The sequence below is a fragment of the Flavobacterium sp. NRK F7 genome, assembly GCF_024054195.1.
GTDB lineage: Bacteria > Bacteroidota > Bacteroidia > Flavobacteriales > Flavobacteriaceae > Flavobacterium.
The window spans coordinates 1755996-1773153 of record NZ_JAMXLB010000001.1; the positions used below are offsets into that span (position 1 = coordinate 1755996).

Sequence of the window (17158 nt, forward strand, 5' to 3'; positions counted from 1 at the left end):
AAATTGATGCCATGAAAAAAATAAGCGTAATAGCACTTATAGTATTGGTTTTACTTTCTTTTTGGAATTGTGAAAAAGATGATTTGTGTGCAGAAAGTACTCCTACAACACCTCGTGTGGTAATTGAATTTTATGATAATGCCGATCCAACGGAATTAAAAAGTGTTACTAAGTTAGTGATAGAAGAAACGGTTACCAATACTAAACTTGTATCGGATGCCTCTTTGGAGGAAACAGATGATGCTCGATATTTATTTACTACAAACAAGATTTTTCTTCCTTTACGTACCAATGTAGATCAATCGGTTTTCAATTTTACTTTAAACAAAGGAGAAGTCAATGAAACTACTGATGAACTGATATTTGATTATACTAGAAAAGAAATTTATATTTCAAGAGCTTGTGGCTATAAAACCAATTTTGAAATTACCAATCCAACCGCTATTGTGGCTACTTTACCTGGTACTTGGATACAAAGTATTACCGTTGAAAATGTAACAATAGAAAACGAAAATGAAACACATGTTAAAATATATTTTTAGTCTTACGATTCTTTGTTTTTCAATACAAGTTAGTGCACAGGATACTATTAAAAAATATCCAGAACGATATGGTTTGCGAGTAGGTGTCGATTTGCATCGTTTGGCAAAATCTTTCTATGATGATACTTATAAAGGATTGGAAATAGAAGCTGCGTATCGTTTAACTAAGAAGTTTTACATTGCTGGTGAAATTGGGAATGAAGAAAAAACTGTAGACGACGACCGGTTTAATTTTACTACCAGTGGCACCTATTTTAAAGCGGGTTTCGATTTTAATTCTTACGAAAATTGGCTAGATATGGAGAATTTAATTCATATAGGGCTACGTTATGGAGTAAGTACTTTTAGTCAACAATTGAATTCGTATAAAATTTATGATCCGACTAATTTTTACGGAGTGAATACAGTATATCCCAATCAAGAGTTTAGTGGACTAAATGCGAGTTGGATTGAAGTGGTAGGAGGCGTAAAAGCGAAAATGTTTAATAATGTGTATTTAGGTTTTTCTTTGCGATTGAATTATTTGGTATCTAATAAAAAACCTGAAAATTTCGATAATCTTTATATCCCTGGATTTAACAGAACCTATGACGGAAAGTTTGGTGCAGGATTTAATTATACTTTAAGTTATTTCATTCCGATTTACAAGAAGAATAAAACGACAATAAAAAAGACAACAAACGAATAGTTAGTTGTCTTTTTTAGTAATGTATACTTTCTAGTTACAGACTAAAATGACAGCTTATATCTACTGTTTTAGCTACTTTCTGACTTACCACACTAGGTATTTTAATATCAAAATCTTCTGGTTTAACGGTAAATGTATTGTCTATAATTATCGTGTTTCCCGATTTTTTAATCAGGGCAATAGAAACAATGTTTTTAGTTTTACCATGTAATTCTAAAGTTCCGTTGATTGTAAATTTTTGTTCCTTTTCAGTTAACTTAGACACATCAAAGTTTTCAATTTTTCCTTTAAAAATAGCTTTTGGATATTTACTACTTTCAATGTAATTTTCATTAAAGTGTTCTTCCATTAAAGCTACTTTAAAACGAAATCCTTTTACTAAAGCCAATGAAGCAATTTCACCAGTTTGCGTATTTAAAATACAAGAAACTCCTTTGTTTGTGGCTTTTACTTCTTCAAAAGAAGGAACAGAGGCTTCAAAAGTAATTTCACCTGTTTTGGTCGATTTTTTTTCTTGAGAAAAGCCTAATAAGGTCATACATAATAAGTATGCAATTAGAATTGTTTTTTTCATATCAGTTGTTTTTTATTGTTCAAGTAATCCATCTGTATACCATTTTTTCATGGCATCTATTGTGGTCTGAGGTAATCTTGGGCCTCCATATGGCATTGAAAAGTTAGGATCAAAACTCGATATTCTGTCTAATAAACCTCTATTTATAACCGCATTTTTTACATCTTCATAAGTAGTAAGCTGCATGGGTGCTCCGTTTTGAGGCGGACTTGTATGGCAAAATAAGCAGTTTTCACTAACTACATTTTTTACATAATTTTCATAAGTAACCACTTCTAGTTTTACAGGTTCACTTAAATCGGACTCAGAATCATTGGCACAGCTTAAAAGAAAAACTGCCAATAATGACAGTAATAAAACTGATTTTTTTTTCATAGCATTTGAAATTTATTATAGTAAAAATAGTTTTTTTAAGATAGAGATAAAAATTTTATTCTATTTTTGTTAAAAACAAATAACATTATGAAAAGAAATAAATGGATTTTAATACTTGTAATCCTCGTTTTAGCAGGTGTTTTTGGATACAATTATATTTACAAAAGTCATAGAGATATTAGTAAAGAAGAAGCAAGTTTTTCAATTACAGTGGGAACATTAATGACAGAATTTGCTGCAGATGAAACTAAAGCAAATGAAAAATATCTAGACAAAACGATTGCGATTAATGGCAAAGTTACTTCTTTTGATGCCGAATCGAATCTGATTGTAATGGATGAGGTTTTATCGGCTACACTTTTGGAAAAACCCAATCAAGAAATAGAAAAGGGTCAAACAATTACAATAAAAGGAAGATTTATCGGTTACGATGAGCTTTTAGAAGAATTCAAAATGGACCAAGCGTCTCAAATTAAATAAATTGCTAAAAAAATCTATGAAAAAGTTTTTATTTGCTATTATGCTATTGCCTTTATGTTTACAGGCACAAGATGATTTACTCTCTGAAATTGATACTGATTCTACTGAAGTCCAAGTAACATCTGCTTTCAAATCTCTAAAAATTGTTAACTTAGAATCTACTAAATTAGCTGCAAAAGGAGATTTTTATTTTATTGTATCCCATCGTTTTGGAACTATAAAGAATGGAATTGATACCTTTTTTGGATTGGACGATGCTAATACACAAATTAAGTTTTTATATGGAGTTAACGATTGGTTAACGGTTCATGCTTCGAGAAGTGGTTTTCAAAAATCGTATGAAGGAGCTGTGAAATATAGATTGCAATCACAAATTGAAAATGGATTTCCAGTAACTATTGTTGGTTTTAGTAGTGTTGTGGTGAATACCGAATTAGATGAAGATTTATTGCCTAAATTAACGTTTACAAATCGTTTGAATTATACTACACAACTTTTGATTTCTAGAAAATTTTCGGATCGCTTGTCACTTGAATTAGCACCTACTTTTTTTCATGAAAATTTTGTTGTAAGTGATTACCAAGATAATAGTCAATATGCTATTGGCGCAGGTGGAAGGTATAAAATTTCGAATCGTGTTGCTTTGACTATGGATTATGCAGCACATTTGAACAGATCGGCAAGTTCGTTAGCGCATAATCCTATTTCCGTAGGTGTAGATATTGAAACTGGTGGTCACATTTTTCAATTGCATTTTACCAATGCGCAAGCGATGAATGAAACGGGTTATTTAGCACATGGTTTAGGAAATTGGTCGAAAGGTGATATTTATTTTGGTTTTAATCTCGTGAGGGTCTTTTAGATTATAAGAACATAAAAAAAGTCCAATTTTAAAATTGGACTTTTTTTATGCGTTTAAATATTCAATTAAAACAGGATCTGCATTTTTAAAGGTTGGTGGTTGCTCTATAATACTAGCTACTTTTTTCTTATTGATTTTCATAGTAACATCATCTTCTATGGTAAACAATAAAGCCGTTAAAAAAGGATTTGTTAAATAAGGAGTTACTTCACTTTCTAAATTTTCTAAATCATGTACTGATGTAAATTCTTTTTTTTCTCCGTCATAGATTTTTTTAGTTAAGGTGAATTTTAAAGTATGTTCTTCTACAATTAATTTTACATAAATATTTTGTAATTCGGGTTTGCCAATGGTTTTTGCTAACGTTAATTTGGCGAAAGTTCCTTTACTAATGCTATCTTTAACTTTTTGAAAGAAACTAGAATACGTTATTTCGTTTGTCATTTTATAATCCTAATTCTGTTTTTACTTTTTCATCAAAAATCATATTAAATAGTTGATTTTCTTTGTCTTTATTTAAAAATTTCCATTGGTTTTTAGTAAGTTCGTCTGAAACACCAATAATCGTGGCACGAAGTTCAATTGTAAATTCATTTTTATCTTTGTCAAAACTTACTTTTTGTGCATCCATAGATTTTTTGAAAATAGCTGTCATGGCTTCTGCATCTTCCATTGGTGTTTTGAAAGTCATTAACATCCTGTTGTCATGTTCAATTAAGCAAAATTTTTGATTACCAATTACTTTAATTTCACCAAAAGTAAAATTAGGTTCCACTTCAACTAGTTGTATGCTAAATTGCTCATTGTCCATCATTTGTTGGAACATTTCTTTCATGGTTTCTTTTGGAATGATATCAAATACTTTTGGATATGTTGTATCAAATATAGCGTCATAATCCATTGAAGTACTGGCTTTGTATGATTTTAAAGCTTCTGACTTTAAATTTGCTGTATCTTGAGAAAAAATAGAATAACAGCTACACAAAAAGGAGATGAGAAAGAATATTTTATTTTTCATGTATAGTATAGATTTACTCAAAGATAAAAAAATCCTCAACTCTGAATCGAATTGAGGATGTTTTTTAACTTAGTTTTAAAGAATTATTGTGCTAAAACCCACTCACCTGATGCGATTAAGTTTTCTGCTTTTTTAAATTTCATAGTTTCCGTTTTGCCACTCATAACGTGTTTGATTGTAACAGTATCATTACGATTGATTTTTGGAGTTTCTCTCACAATGGTTTCCGTAACTTGAGGGCGATCTTGAGTTTGTTGACCAGCTTCTCTATTTCTAGCGGCCAATTCATCACTATTTAAAACTTCTTCTTTGCTTTCTGTATAATTTTCTTTTCTTCTTACTTCTTTCGCTTCACTAATTGTATTCGCATTTTGAGAAGGTAAATCCGCTTTAAATAAGAACGAAATCACTTCTTTATTTACTTCGTCCATCATTCGTTTGAATAAATTAAATGCTTCGAATTTATAGATAAGTAAAGGGTCTTTTTGCTCGTGAACGGCTAATTGAACCGATTGTTTTAATTCGTCCATTTTGCGTAAATGTTTTTTCCAAGCTTCATCTATGATTGCAAGAGATACATTTTTTTCAAAATCAGTTACTAATGATTTTGCTTCAGATGTATATGCTTTTTCTAAATTGGTAACCACATTTAAAGATTTAATACCATCTGTAAAAGGGACTACTATTCTTTCGTACTGACCATTGTTGTTTTCATACACATTTTTAATCACAGGGAATGCTTCTTTAGTATTGCGCTCTGTTTTATCTGTATAATGGTCTAAAACTGCTTTATAGGTTTTACCAATGATATCACGTTCTTGTAATTTTGAAAATTCTTCCGCAGTAATAGGTGCACTAATTGAAAAATAACGAATTAATTCAAACTCATAGTTTTTAAAATCACCAGCTGGTTTATTGTTTTGTACAATCACTTCGCAAGTGTCATACATCATGTTTGCAATATCCACTTTTAAACGTTCTCCTTCTAAAGCATGGCGACGACGTTTGTAAACTACTTCACGTTGCGCGTTCATTACGTCATCATATTCTAATAAACGTTTACGAACACCAAAATTGTTTTCTTCTACTTTTTTCTGAGCTCTTTCGATAGATTTGGTCATCATAGAATGTTGAATCACTTCCCCTTCTTTTAATCCCATTCTATCCATTACTTTGGCTACTCTTTCAGAACCAAACAAACGCATTAAGTTGTCTTCTAAAGACACGTAGAATTGAGAACTACCTACATCTCCTTGACGACCCGCACGACCTCTTAACTGACGGTCTACACGTCTTGAATCATGACGTTCTGTCCCAATAATCGCCAAACCACCCGCTTTTTTAACTTCATCAGATAATTTAATATCGGTACCACGACCCGCCATATTGGTAGCAATCGTTACCACTCCTGGTTTACCTGCTTCAGCAACAATTTCAGCTTCACTTTTATGCATTTTGGCATTCAATACATTGTGCGGAATATTTCTGATTTTCAGCATTCGGCTTAATAATTCCGAAATTTCAACAGAAGTTGTACCAATTAATACTGGGCGACCTGCTTGAGATAAACCAACTACATCTTCAATTACGGCATTGAATTTTTCACGAACGGTTCTATAGATTAAATCTTCTTTGTCTTTTCTGGCAATAGGTCTGTTAGTTGGAATTTCAACTACGTCTAATTTATAAATTTCCCAAAACTCACCTGCTTCTGTAACAGCTGTACCTGTCATACCAGCAAGTTTACTGTACATACGGAAATAATTCTGTAAGGTTACTGTTGCAAAAGTTTGTGTAGCTGCTTCAATTTTTACGTTTTCTTTGGCTTCAATTGCTTGGTGTAACCCATCAGAATAACGACGACCATCCATGATACGACCCGTTTGCTCGTCAACAATCATAACTTTATTATCCATGATTACATATTCTGTATCTCTTTCAAATAAAGTATAGGCTTTTAGTAATTGTGTTAAGGTATGAATACGTTCCGATTTAACAGAAAAGTCTTTATACAATTCTTCTCTTTTTTCTGCTTCTTCTTCTGTAGATAAGTTTTGTTTTTCAATTTTTGCAATTTCGGTACCAATATCTGGTAAAACGAAGAAATGCTCATCGGTATCTTGAGAAAGGAATTTAATACCGTTATCGGTTAATTCTACTTGATTGTTTTTCTCTTCAATTACAAAGTATAATGCTTCATCTACTTTTGGCATTTCACGATTGTTATCTGCCATGTAATGATTTTCCGTTTTTTGAAGCAATTGTTTGATTCCTTCTTCCGATAAGAATTTAATTAATGCTTTGTTTTTTGGTATTGCTCTATACGAACGTAATAAGTAGAAACCACCATCTTTGGTATTACCTTCTTTAATTAATTTTTTAGCTTCTGTAAGACAGTCTGTAGCTAATTTTCTTTGTAAAGAAACTAAGTTGTCTACTTTTGGTTTTAACTCATTAAATTCATGACGATCTCCTTGTGGTACAGGTCCAGAAATAATTAAAGGTGTACGAGCATCATCAATTAATACAGAATCCACCTCATCTACAATAGCGTAGTTGTGTTTTCTTTGAACTAAATCTTCAGGTGAATGCGCCATATTATCTCTTAAATAATCGAATCCAAATTCGTTATTTGTTCCATAAGTGATATCTGCATTGTAGGCTTTTCTTCTCGCTGCTGTATTCGGTTGGTGATTGTCAATACAATCTACAGTTAATCCGTGGAACTCAAAAAGTGGTGCTTTCCAAGTACTATCCCGTTTTGCTAAGTAATCGTTTACGGTAACCAAATGAACACCGTTACCCGTTAATGCATTTAAATAAAGCGGTAAAGTAGCTACCAAGGTTTTTCCTTCACCCGTTTGCATTTCAGCAATTTTACCTTGATGTAAAACAACACCACCAATTAGCTGAACATCATAATGAATCATGTCCCAAGTAATGGCTTTTCCAGCAGCATCCCAAGAGTTCGCCCAATTAGCTTGATCTCCTTCAATAGTGATATAGGGTTTTGTAGCTGACAGCTCTCGGTCTTTAGCAGTAGCGCTTACTGTAATCGATGTATTGTCTTTAAAACGTTTTGCAGTTTCCTTTAATACCGCAAAAGCTTCAGGAAGTAACTCATTTAATACATTTTCAGAAATTTCATAGGCTTCTTTTTCTAAAGCATCAATTTCAGTATAAATGTCTTCTCTTTTGTCAATATCTGTAGTGTTTTCAGCTTCTACTTTTAAAGCCTCAATTTTACTGTCTTTTTCAGAGCGAGCAACTTTTATCTTTTCTTTAAATTCACTTGTCTTAGCTCTCAATTCATCATGTGATAAAGAAGCTAGTGCTGTTTCAAAGGTTTTGACTTTGTTAATAAGTGGTTGTATGGCTTTTACGTCTTTTTGAGATTTATCTCCCACAAAAGCTTTTAATATAGAATTAATTAAACTCATAATAATTTTTATTCAAAAATTAGGTGTGTAAATTTACAAAAAAAAAGCCTCAATGTGAGACTTTTTAAATGTTGTTATTTTATTTTTTAATACTCATCCTCGTTCCAAAGATAATCCTCGTCAGTTGGATAATCAGGCCAAATTTCCTCCATAGATTCATAGATTTCGCCCTCATCTTCAATTGATTGAAGGTTCTCCACAACTTCAAGAGGAGCACCTGTTCTGATTGCGTAGTCGATAAGTTCGTCTTTGGTAGCAGGCCAAGGAGCATCGCTTAAATAGGATGCTAGTTCTAATGTCCAATACATTTTTCTATCGATTTAAATTTATGCAAAAATAATTTTTTAACTTAAAAAATCAAGTTTTTTTTGATTTATTTTTTATTATTTATAAGAACGTCTTTTTTTTAAGTAATTTGTGTCTCTTTTTTTACTATTTTTTGATGCAATTTTTTAACTACTAATCATGTAAAAGAGTTACGGTTTACCAAAGACTGAATACTAAAAAACTACTTCCTAGGTATCCATTTTACTTCCTCAGCCTTTACATCGTAGGACAACTTTCGTGCCAGTACAAAAAGATAGTCAGAAAGTCGGTTTAAGTACTTCATGACATAGGTGTCTGTTGGTTCAATGTCATTCAAATGGGTCACTAATCGCTCCGCTCTACGGCAAACACATCTTGCAATATGACAATATGACACTGTAGTGTGTCCGCCGGGTAACACAAAATGTGTCATAGGAGGAAGATTTTCCTCCATAGTGTCTATTTCTTTTTCTAAATATTCGATATCACTTTCTTCGATACCTAATTGTTGCAAACGAGGTTGGCCATTCTTTAAAGTTTCTTTTTCTGGTGGTGTTGCTAAAATAGCTCCCAAAGTAAAAAGACGGTCCTGAATTTCAATTAAAACGGTTTTGTAGTGCGACTGCATCTCTTGATCACGAATTAATCCAATGTGTGAATTTAATTCGTCAACTGTACCATAACTTTCAATGCGAATATGATGTTTAGGCACACGTGTACCACCGAAAAGAGCCGTAGTGCCTTTATCTCCTGTTTTGGTATATACTTTCATAAGAATTTAGAGTTTAGAATTTAGAGCCTAACTTTTTAAAATTGAATTTAGGGTTCTAATTTTTTTGTATTGTCTTTTCTTTTACTGTATGTAATATGAAATGGTTTTCTATGATTTAGATTTTTTGATTTCTTTTTTTGTATCAAACGTAAGGTGATGTATAAAAATGCTAAAATGGCAACCAAAAAAAACATATTCATTTTATTTTCAAATTTACGGAATTAATTGCACTATTGCCTGAGAGAATTTTTGCAATGCGTTTGGAGCATAATCAAAATACAAATCGGGTTCAATGCATTCTACTTCCATTAAGTGAATGGTGTTGTTTTTTACAATTCCATCTACACGTGCATATAGTAATGGTTCTGGAAATTGATTGACAATTTCTTGCGCTTGTTGAATCAATGATTCAGGAGGTTGTACTAAAGTGTATTGCCCTCCAAATTGTACTTGTATTCTAAAATCATTTGCAGCTGGTTTTTTATTGACCGCATGTGAAAATACTTTGTTGAAGAAAATAAAGGAGGTTTCACCTAAAGAAGTAATTTCGGGTTGAAACTCTTGTAGTAATAATTCTTTTTCTTGTGCAATTATTTGATATTCTTCCTCGATTTGTTCTATTTCACTTGGTTCGAATACTTTGGTTAAATAAGAACCCGCAGAAAAAGCAGGTTTAATCACAATTTTTTTCCAATGTGATGGAATGTTGTTTTTTAAATCGAGATAAGCTGTTTTTTTTTGAAAATAGGTTGGTAAAATAGTAATTCCATTTTGTTCCAATTCTTGCAAATAGAACTTGTGTTTGTTTTGTTGAATAACGTTCAATGAATTTAGTGTAGGAATGCCTAGATGCTCAATTTTAGAAAGCCATTGATTGAATGCGTCTTCTTTTTCGTAATAATCCCATGTGTTTCTAAAAACGAGATAATCATACTGAGTCCAATCTTCTTTTGGATTATCCCAAATAGCGGCTTGAGCTGTAATGTGATGCTTTTTTAATTCAGGAATAAGTTGTTGGTCAGATGGTTTTAAATCAGGTAATTTATCACAAGTGAGCAGTGCAATTTTTGTCATGGATTCATTTTTGTTTTCCAAAGATAAGAGAATGTTATGATATAATTAAAAAAGGCTATTCATTGAATAGCCTTTTTTAATTATAAATTGAATGAAAACTTTAGAATCCAAAAATTTCATTTAAAGTTAGAATTTTTACTTCTCCTAACTTATTCATTTCTTCCATAGAAATATTTTTTTCTGATGCAACAATGGCATATGTATAAGGTTTGTTTGCAAGGAGATTTTTTTCAAAAGTAACTAAATCATTCATGTTAATTTTATTTACAGTTTGATATATTTCTTTCCTTATGTCTTTATCAACCCCTAAATCTTTGGCACTTAAATAAGTAAAAATGATATCATCTTGTGTTATTCTTTGTGTTTCAATATCTTTTCTCACTTGATTTTTTGCTAATTCTAAATTACCACTAATTTGAGGGGTGTTATTTAACAATTCATTCATACTTGAAGTGGCTTCTTTAAATTTGTCAACTTGGCTTCCTACGTATCCAATATAATAATAGTCTTCATTACTTTTTTGAGGAGAAACATAATATCCATATGTGCTGTATGCTAAGGCTTTACTTTCTCTTATCGTTTGGAAAACTAGTGAGCCCATACCACCACCAAAATAATTATTAAATACGTTAACTAAAGCTTCTTTGTTTAAATTGTACTTTTCTGTATTTCTAATCCATCTCGTTTCAGATTGAACCATATCATAATTTGTAAATAATACTTGATTTTTATTTTGTTGGATTTGTACAAATTCTTTTTTAGGATTAGGAGTTGAAAATTGGGTTGGAACCTTATGAAGTTTTTTTAACTGACTTGCAATTGTATTAATTTCAATTGGGCCATAATATATAATAGTTTGTTCGTAATTATTTAATTTTTTAATTCGTTCAATTAATTCTTTTGAAGTGATTTGAGTCAATTCTTCATTAGAAAGATTATAATTAAATTTATTTTCTGGACCATACATTGCATAACTAGTTAATCCTTGAAGAATGGATCTTTTATTTGATTTGTTATCCTTCCTAGCTTTAAGGTTTCTAGCAATTAACCCTTTTAAAGCTTCTTCATCAGCTTGTAAATTAGCAATAGTTTCTTCGTAAAGGTTAACCGCTTTTTCAAAATTTTCTTGTAATCCTTCAATGTATACAGTTGTATATTCTTCACCTGTACTTACATAAAAATTGCAAGCTATATTATAAAAAGCTTTTGCAATTTCTTCTGAAGACATAGTATTTGTTCCTAAAAATTGAATATACTGAGAAGCTAATGCTAGTTTTAAATCATTTAGAGTTCCTATTTTATAACGATATCTTAAACGAAATATCTGATTGTCTTTGTTTTGTACAGTAAGCAATTCGGCAGCACCTATTTTTGATTTTTGAATGTCTTTGTTAAAGTCTAAAAAAACTGGTTTTGAATTATTACTAGCTATATTATCAATGCTTTTAACAAATTCAGATTGTTTGTCTGCGTTAGTTTCAACTGGAGTTATTTGTGGTTTTTCGATTTTTTCAGTAAGTTGACTCTCTCCTTTTTTCTTTAGGATGGCAACATAATTATCTTTTAAATACTTATTTGCAAAATTTACAATATCTTCCTTTTTAATGGTTGATAGGTTATTGATGTAGGCCACTTGATTTTTCCAATCTAATTCAGAAGTAAAGGCATCCATTAATACACTTGCGCGATTAGAATACTTTTCGCTTTCGTAAATCTTTTCTTTTTTAATGTTGTTAATAATAGCAGTAATTAGATCATCATCAAAATTTCCATTTTTTAAGTTTTCAATTTCATTTAAAACTAATTCTTTCACTTCTTCAAGTGACTGTCCTTCCGTAGGAGCAGCGTAGAAATATAAAATACCGTGATCAATTAAAGTGTAAGTAAAAGCACTTGCTCTTAATAAGCGTTGTTTTTTTACCAAATTAAGATCTAGTAAACCTGTTTTACCATTAGTTAATATTTTGCCTACTAAATCGGCTAAAAGAACATCTTTATCTTTATTTCCAGGTAATCTAAAACCAATAGTTAAACTTTCAGCATCTGGACCAACCACTTCTTTTATGATAGGATTTGTAAGAGGCTCTTCTTGTTGAAAAGTATATTTTTCAAATGCTTTTGGTTGCATATATGAAAAAGCTTTGTCTATTTTGAGAATAAGCTCATCCGGATTAAAATCACCTGAAATAATTATTCCCATGTTATTAGGAACATAATATTTGTTAAAATATTTTCTAATTTCTATCAAAGAAGGATTTTTTAAATGTTCAATCGTTCCAATAGTTGTTTGTAGACCATAATTGTGTTTTTTGAATAAATTACTGAATAATTCATCAAATACTTTTTCAGAATCACTATCTAAACTTCTGTTCTTTTCTTCATATACGGCCTCTAATTCGGTATGAAAAATTCTAAAAATAGGATTTCTAAATCGTTCCGCTTGAACTGCTAAATATTTATCGATAGCACTACTCGGTACATCATCTGTATAAACAGTTTGCTCAAAAGAAGTAAATGCATTTGTTCCTTGAGCACCCATAGCAGACATCATTTTGTCATATTCATTTGCAATGGCATATTTACTTGCTACACCAGAAATTGAATCTATTTTTGTATAGATTTCTTTTCTTACTCTATCATCTTTCGATTTATTATATTGTTCATATAATGCATCAATTTTTTCTAATTCAATTTTTTCTTTTTCCCAATCCAGACTACCATATTTGTCTGTTCCTTTAAATAGCATGTGTTCTAAATAATGCGCTAAACCTGTATTGGTAGCAGGGTCAGTTTTACTTCCTGCTTTTATAGCAACATATGCTTGAATTCTAGGATCTTTGTTCGTTGGGCTTAAAATTACGGTCAACCCATTTTTTAAAGTATAAAACCTTGCCTTAACGGGATCGTTGGTAACATATTTGTATGTGTATCCATTTTTTGATTCTTGTTTCCATTCAAATTGATTTTGCGCAATGGAAATGAAACTAATTAAAAAAAATAATGCTGATAAAGATTTTTTTTTCATGTTTTGTAACTAGAGATTTATAAAATTATATGTGTAGGTAAGATGTTTATTATGGCAAGTAAGTTGCGTAATTTTTGTCATGGATGGATTTTTGTTTTTCAAAGATAAGGAGTTCCAAACAAATGAAGAAATGGAAAAATAACTAGCCCTGACAGAAAAAAGTAGCTCCCGATTTTTTCGGGACTACTTGGAATGGCAGGAAAAAGGATAACCAATAAAAACCAAGCTATTCGCTTCTAGAATTAACTTTTAGCGGTTTTATTCTTTTGTAATAGCGCTAACAATAAAAGTCCTAATCCTATTCCTATAAATAGACCTTTGGAAAAATCGTTTAATTGAAGATAATGCGTAAGAATTTGTGAAATGCTAACTGTTAAAATTCCTATTATAAAAAAAGCTTTTGATTTCATAGTTCAATTATCTATTTAGATTGTCACTTTCAATAATTCCGTCTCTTAATCGAATGATACGGTGTGCATAAGCAGCAATATCTTCTTCATGTGTTACCAAAATGACAGTGTTTCCTTTGGCATGAATTTCATTGAAAAGATTCATAATTTCTACCGAAGTTTTACTGTCTAAGTTTCCTGTAGGCTCATCGGCTAAAATAATGGCAGGTTTGTTTACCAAAGCACGACCTACGGCCACACGTTGCCTTTGACCACCAGATAATTGATTGGGTTTGTGATCCATACGATCAGCAAGCCCCACTTGCGTTAGTACTTCAGTAGCTCTTTCGTTTCTTTCTGATTTTGAAAAGCCTGCATACACCATAGGTAAAGCAACATTATCTAAAGCAGTGGTTCTAGGCATTAAATTAAAGGTTTGGAAAACGAAGCCTATTTCTTTGTTACGAATTTCCGCCAATTCATCATCGTGCATTTGACTCACTAATTTTCCATTCAGTACATAACTTCCAGAAGTGGGTGTGTCTAAACAACCTAAAAGATTCATTAAGGTAGATTTTCCGGAACCTGATGGTCCCATTAGTGCCACATATTCCCCTTTGTTAATAGTTAAATCAATTCCTTTTAACACGTGAATGGTTTCGTCACCTAATGGAAAATCTCTTGTAATGCCTTTTATTTCAATGATTGGTTGTGCCATCTTAAATTAGAATTTAGAATTTACAATTCAGAATATTGAATTCGTAATTACACATAAGTAGAAAAAGCAAGTAATTTGTTACAACTTAGAGTCTAATTTTTTTAAATAGATGTGAACGAATGCTTCGATTAGGGTTAATTATAAAATGTTCTTTCTTTTGTTCTTTTCTAAAGAAAACCATTCCCCATTGAAAGGTGTCTATGGTTACGGTTACTTTGGGATGGTTTTGGATTATTTTCCAAGCTTCTTCCATGTCTTTAGACCAATGTATGTCGTCAAAAATCCAAACACTATCATTAGTTGCTGTGGAGAGTAATACTTCAAAATAGGCTATGGTTGCTTTTTTAGAATGATTGCCATCGAAATAAATGAGTTTCCAATGCTGTTGTCTTCCCTCAGTATTCAAATAATTTGAAAATTCTGTAGGAATAAGTTGCACCGAATCAAGATTGAATTTTTCAAGTTGGGTTTTAGCTATATTTAGGGTATTGGAGCAACCTTCTAAGGAAGTTATTTTTGATTTTTTGGAACCTAAGGCTAGAGCTGAAGTAGCTAATCCTAAAGAAGTGCCAATTTCTAAAATAGTTTCAGATTGAAAATAATGAGCGACACGAAATAACAATTGTGCATTTTTAGGACTAATCCCTGCATTTTTAGCAATAGCTGAGATGTACCTTGTGTTTGATTTAAAAACTCGTGAACCCGCTCCAAAATCGGTTACTTCTATAGTGTTTTTATTTTCTAAAAGTGTTTTTCGATAGTTTTTTAAGGTTGTATATTCCGAATAATGGGAGTTGTCATAAAAACATTTGGTAACCAAATCAAATACAAATGGAGAATGGATTCCATGTTCGCTTTTGGAATGGAGTAAAAATTTTAGATAGGCTTTAACTAAATGATTCATTCAAACATTATTTATCTGACAAAGTAGAAAAATTAATAAAGGCTTTTTTACTAAACTGAAAAATCACTCCATTTTAGAACTCAATTCAAACCATCTTTCTTCTTTTTGTTCTAACAATTGAATTACTTTTTGGAGTTCATTGGCTTTGGCTTCAATCTTGTCATCAGCTACTTTTCCATCCGCAAATTCCTTTTCGATTTTAGCTTTTTCAATTTCTAAATCTTTTATTTCTCGTTCAATTTTATTGAATTCTTTTTGTTCATTAAAAGATAAACCCGAAGTAGTGGCATTTTTTTCTTTCCAATTGACTTTTTCTGTACTTACGGCATTCAAATCTTTGGGTTCAGCTGAATCTTCATACGCTCTAAAATCGGAATAATTTCCAGGAAAATCTTCTACTTTTCCTTCGCCTCTAAAAACAAATAAGTGATCTACAATTTTATCCATAAAATAACGATCGTGACTTACCACTAAAAGGCAACCAGGATAGTCTAATAGGAAACTTTCTAGTACATTTAAAGTTACAATATCCAAGTCATTGGTAGGCTCATCGAGAATTAAAAAATTCGGATTTTGAATCAAAACCGTACACAAGTATAATCTTTTTAATTCGCCACCACTTAATTTTTCTACAAAATCGTATTGTTTCTTGGCATCAAAAAGAAAACGTTCTAATAGTTGAGAAGCGGAAATAATTTTTCCTTTGGTTAATGGAATATATTCCCCATATTCTTTAATAATATCGATTACTTTTTGTCCAGGTTTGGGATTGATGCCACTTTGTGTATAGTAACCTAATTTGATAGTGTCTCCAATAATTACTTTTCCTGAATCGGGTGGCGCAGTTTGCGTTAGAATATTGAGAAAGGTAGATTTTCCTGTTCCGTTTTTACCAATAATTCCAATGCGCTCTCCCCGTTGAAAAGAATAGGAGAAATCATCAAGTATAGTTTTTTCAGGGAATTTTTTAGTCACTTTTACCATTTCAATGATTTTGCTACCCATTCGTTCCATGTTGATTTCCAATTCTACAACATTTTCTTTTCTACGACTTTCTGCTTTTTCTTTAATTTTATAAAAGTCATCTTGACGCGATTTCGATTTGGTAGTTCTTGCTTTGGGTTGGCGACGCATCCAAGCTAATTCTTTGACAAAAAGGTTTTGTGCTTTATCGATACTCGCATTTTCAGAAGCAATTCGTTCTTCTTTTTTTTCTAAGTAATACGAATAATTCCCTTTGTATTGATATACTTTATTATTGTCTAATTCAATGATTTCATTACACACACGCTCTAAGAAAAAGCGATCGTGCGTTACCATAAATAAGGTGATATTTTCTTTAGCAAAATAATCTTCTAACCATTCAATCATTTCTAAGTCTAAATGATTGGTAGGCTCATCTAAAATTAATAAATCAGGACGATTGATAAGAATAATTGCTAGAGATAAACGTTTTTTTTGACCACCCGAAAGGTTTTTAACTTTCAGCTTTAAATCGTCTAATTTTAATTTGGATAAAATTTGTTTGTATTGGGTTTCAAAATCCCATGCATTGTAGCGATCCATGTCGTCAAAGGCTCTTTGGTACAATTCTTCATCTTCTGGGTTTTCCAATGCTTTTTCATACGCTTCTATTATTTTTAACGTATCATTATCCGATGCAAAAATGCTTTCTTCAATCGTTAATTCGTCTTGTAAATTATTATTTTGAGATAAAAAAGCCATGTTGATTCCTTTTCGAAGTACAATCTGACCTGTGTCAGGTTCATCGGAACCAGTAATCATATTCATAATGGTAGTTTTTCCAGAACCATTTTTAGCAATGAAAGCAATTTTTTGATCTTTATTAATCCCAAAAGAGACATTGTCAAATAAAACACGTTCTCCGTAGGCTTTCGATATATTTTCGACTGAAAGATAATTCATAAATGTAAGGTGTCAATTTTCAATATGGCAATTTGCCAATTGTTTTGCAAAAGTAATTTTTTTGT

At 31.4% G+C, this 17158-nt stretch carries 17 protein-coding genes; 4 read left to right on the forward strand and 13 right to left on the reverse strand.

The window, feature by feature from the left end:
- Positions 1 to 11: 11 nt before the first annotated feature.
- Together NHF47_RS07680 and NHF47_RS07685 are read left to right on the forward strand one after the other, a co-directional pair.
- On the forward strand, positions 12 to 542 hold the full coding sequence (locus tag NHF47_RS07680) for a DUF6452 family protein (protein ID WP_252764367.1): 531 nt from the start codon (positions 12 to 14) through the stop codon (positions 540 to 542).
- The gene (locus NHF47_RS07685; protein WP_252764368.1) at positions 523 to 1230 is read left to right on the forward strand and encodes a DUF6048 family protein; all 708 of its coding nucleotides are present in this window, start codon (positions 523 to 525) and stop codon (positions 1228 to 1230) included. Before NHF47_RS07680 ends, NHF47_RS07685 begins: the two co-directional genes overlap by 20 nt.
- A gap of 34 nt (positions 1231 to 1264) precedes the next feature.
- On the opposite strand, the gene NHF47_RS07690 is transcribed toward NHF47_RS07685, so the two are convergent.
- Both NHF47_RS07690 and NHF47_RS07695 read right to left on the reverse strand, forming a co-directional pair.
- Positions 1265 to 1804, reverse strand: coding sequence for a YceI family protein (locus NHF47_RS07690; RefSeq protein ID WP_252764369.1), 540 nt, complete (start codon positions 1802 to 1804; stop codon positions 1265 to 1267).
- Positions 1805 to 1816: 12 nt separating this feature from the next.
- A complete protein-coding gene (locus NHF47_RS07695) occupies positions 1817 to 2179 on the reverse strand; it encodes a hypothetical protein (protein ID WP_252764370.1) in 363 nt (120 codons plus the stop codon).
- Between the two features lie 87 nt (positions 2180 to 2266).
- On the opposite strand from NHF47_RS07695, the gene NHF47_RS07700 reads away from it, so the two are divergent.
- Together NHF47_RS07700 and NHF47_RS07705 are read left to right on the forward strand one after the other, a co-directional pair.
- Positions 2267 to 2659, forward strand: coding sequence for an OB-fold putative lipoprotein (locus NHF47_RS07700; protein ID WP_252764371.1), 393 nt, complete (start codon positions 2267 to 2269; stop codon positions 2657 to 2659).
- Positions 2660 to 2675: 16 nt separating this feature from the next.
- Positions 2676 to 3521 (forward strand): DUF5777 family beta-barrel protein, encoded by an 846-nt coding sequence (locus NHF47_RS07705; RefSeq protein ID WP_252764372.1) that lies wholly within the window; start codon positions 2676 to 2678, stop codon positions 3519 to 3521.
- 45 nt (positions 3522 to 3566) lie between these two features.
- Here NHF47_RS07705 and NHF47_RS07710 read toward each other — a convergent pair whose 3' ends face one another.
- The 11 genes from NHF47_RS07710 to NHF47_RS07760 form a co-directional block, all read right to left on the reverse strand.
- Positions 3567 to 3965: a hypothetical protein gene (locus tag NHF47_RS07710; RefSeq protein WP_252764373.1), complete on the reverse strand. Its 399-nt coding sequence runs from the start codon at positions 3963 to 3965 to the stop codon at positions 3567 to 3569.
- Position 3966: 1 nt separating this feature from the next.
- The gene (locus NHF47_RS07715) at positions 3967 to 4539 is read right to left on the reverse strand and encodes a hypothetical protein (protein WP_252764374.1); all 573 of its coding nucleotides are present in this window, start codon (positions 4537 to 4539) and stop codon (positions 3967 to 3969) included.
- An 83-nt stretch (positions 4540 to 4622) separates the two neighbouring features.
- A complete protein-coding gene (secA, locus tag NHF47_RS07720) occupies positions 4623 to 7979 on the reverse strand; it encodes a preprotein translocase subunit SecA (protein ID WP_252764375.1) in 3357 nt (1118 codons plus the stop codon).
- Between the two features lie 86 nt (positions 7980 to 8065).
- Entirely contained in the window at positions 8066 to 8287 is a 222-nt protein-coding gene (locus NHF47_RS07725; RefSeq protein ID WP_002986941.1) for a DUF2795 domain-containing protein, read from the reverse strand.
- Between the two features lie 200 nt (positions 8288 to 8487).
- Positions 8488 to 9057, reverse strand: coding sequence for a cob(I)yrinic acid a,c-diamide adenosyltransferase (locus tag NHF47_RS07730; protein WP_252764376.1), 570 nt, complete (start codon positions 9055 to 9057; stop codon positions 8488 to 8490).
- A 213-nt stretch (positions 9058 to 9270) separates the two neighbouring features.
- The gene (locus tag NHF47_RS07735; RefSeq protein ID WP_252764377.1) at positions 9271 to 10131 is read right to left on the reverse strand and encodes a RimK family alpha-L-glutamate ligase; all 861 of its coding nucleotides are present in this window, start codon (positions 10129 to 10131) and stop codon (positions 9271 to 9273) included.
- 100 nt (positions 10132 to 10231) lie between these two features.
- Positions 10232 to 13156, reverse strand: coding sequence for a pitrilysin family protein (locus tag NHF47_RS07740; protein ID WP_252764378.1), 2925 nt, complete (start codon positions 13154 to 13156; stop codon positions 10232 to 10234).
- Between the two features lie 242 nt (positions 13157 to 13398).
- Entirely contained in the window at positions 13399 to 13566 is a 168-nt protein-coding gene (locus tag NHF47_RS07745) for a hypothetical protein (protein ID WP_252764379.1), read from the reverse strand.
- A 7-nt stretch (positions 13567 to 13573) separates the two neighbouring features.
- Positions 13574 to 14263 (reverse strand): ABC transporter ATP-binding protein, encoded by a 690-nt coding sequence (locus NHF47_RS07750; RefSeq protein WP_254005711.1) that lies wholly within the window; start codon positions 14261 to 14263, stop codon positions 13574 to 13576.
- An 85-nt stretch (positions 14264 to 14348) separates the two neighbouring features.
- Positions 14349 to 15167 (reverse strand): O-methyltransferase, encoded by an 819-nt coding sequence (locus NHF47_RS07755; RefSeq protein WP_252764380.1) that lies wholly within the window; start codon positions 15165 to 15167, stop codon positions 14349 to 14351.
- 63 nt (positions 15168 to 15230) lie between these two features.
- On the reverse strand, positions 15231 to 17093 hold the full coding sequence (locus tag NHF47_RS07760; protein WP_252764381.1) for an ABC-F family ATP-binding cassette domain-containing protein: 1863 nt from the start codon (positions 17091 to 17093) through the stop codon (positions 15231 to 15233).
- Positions 17094 to 17158 lie beyond the last annotated feature (65 nt).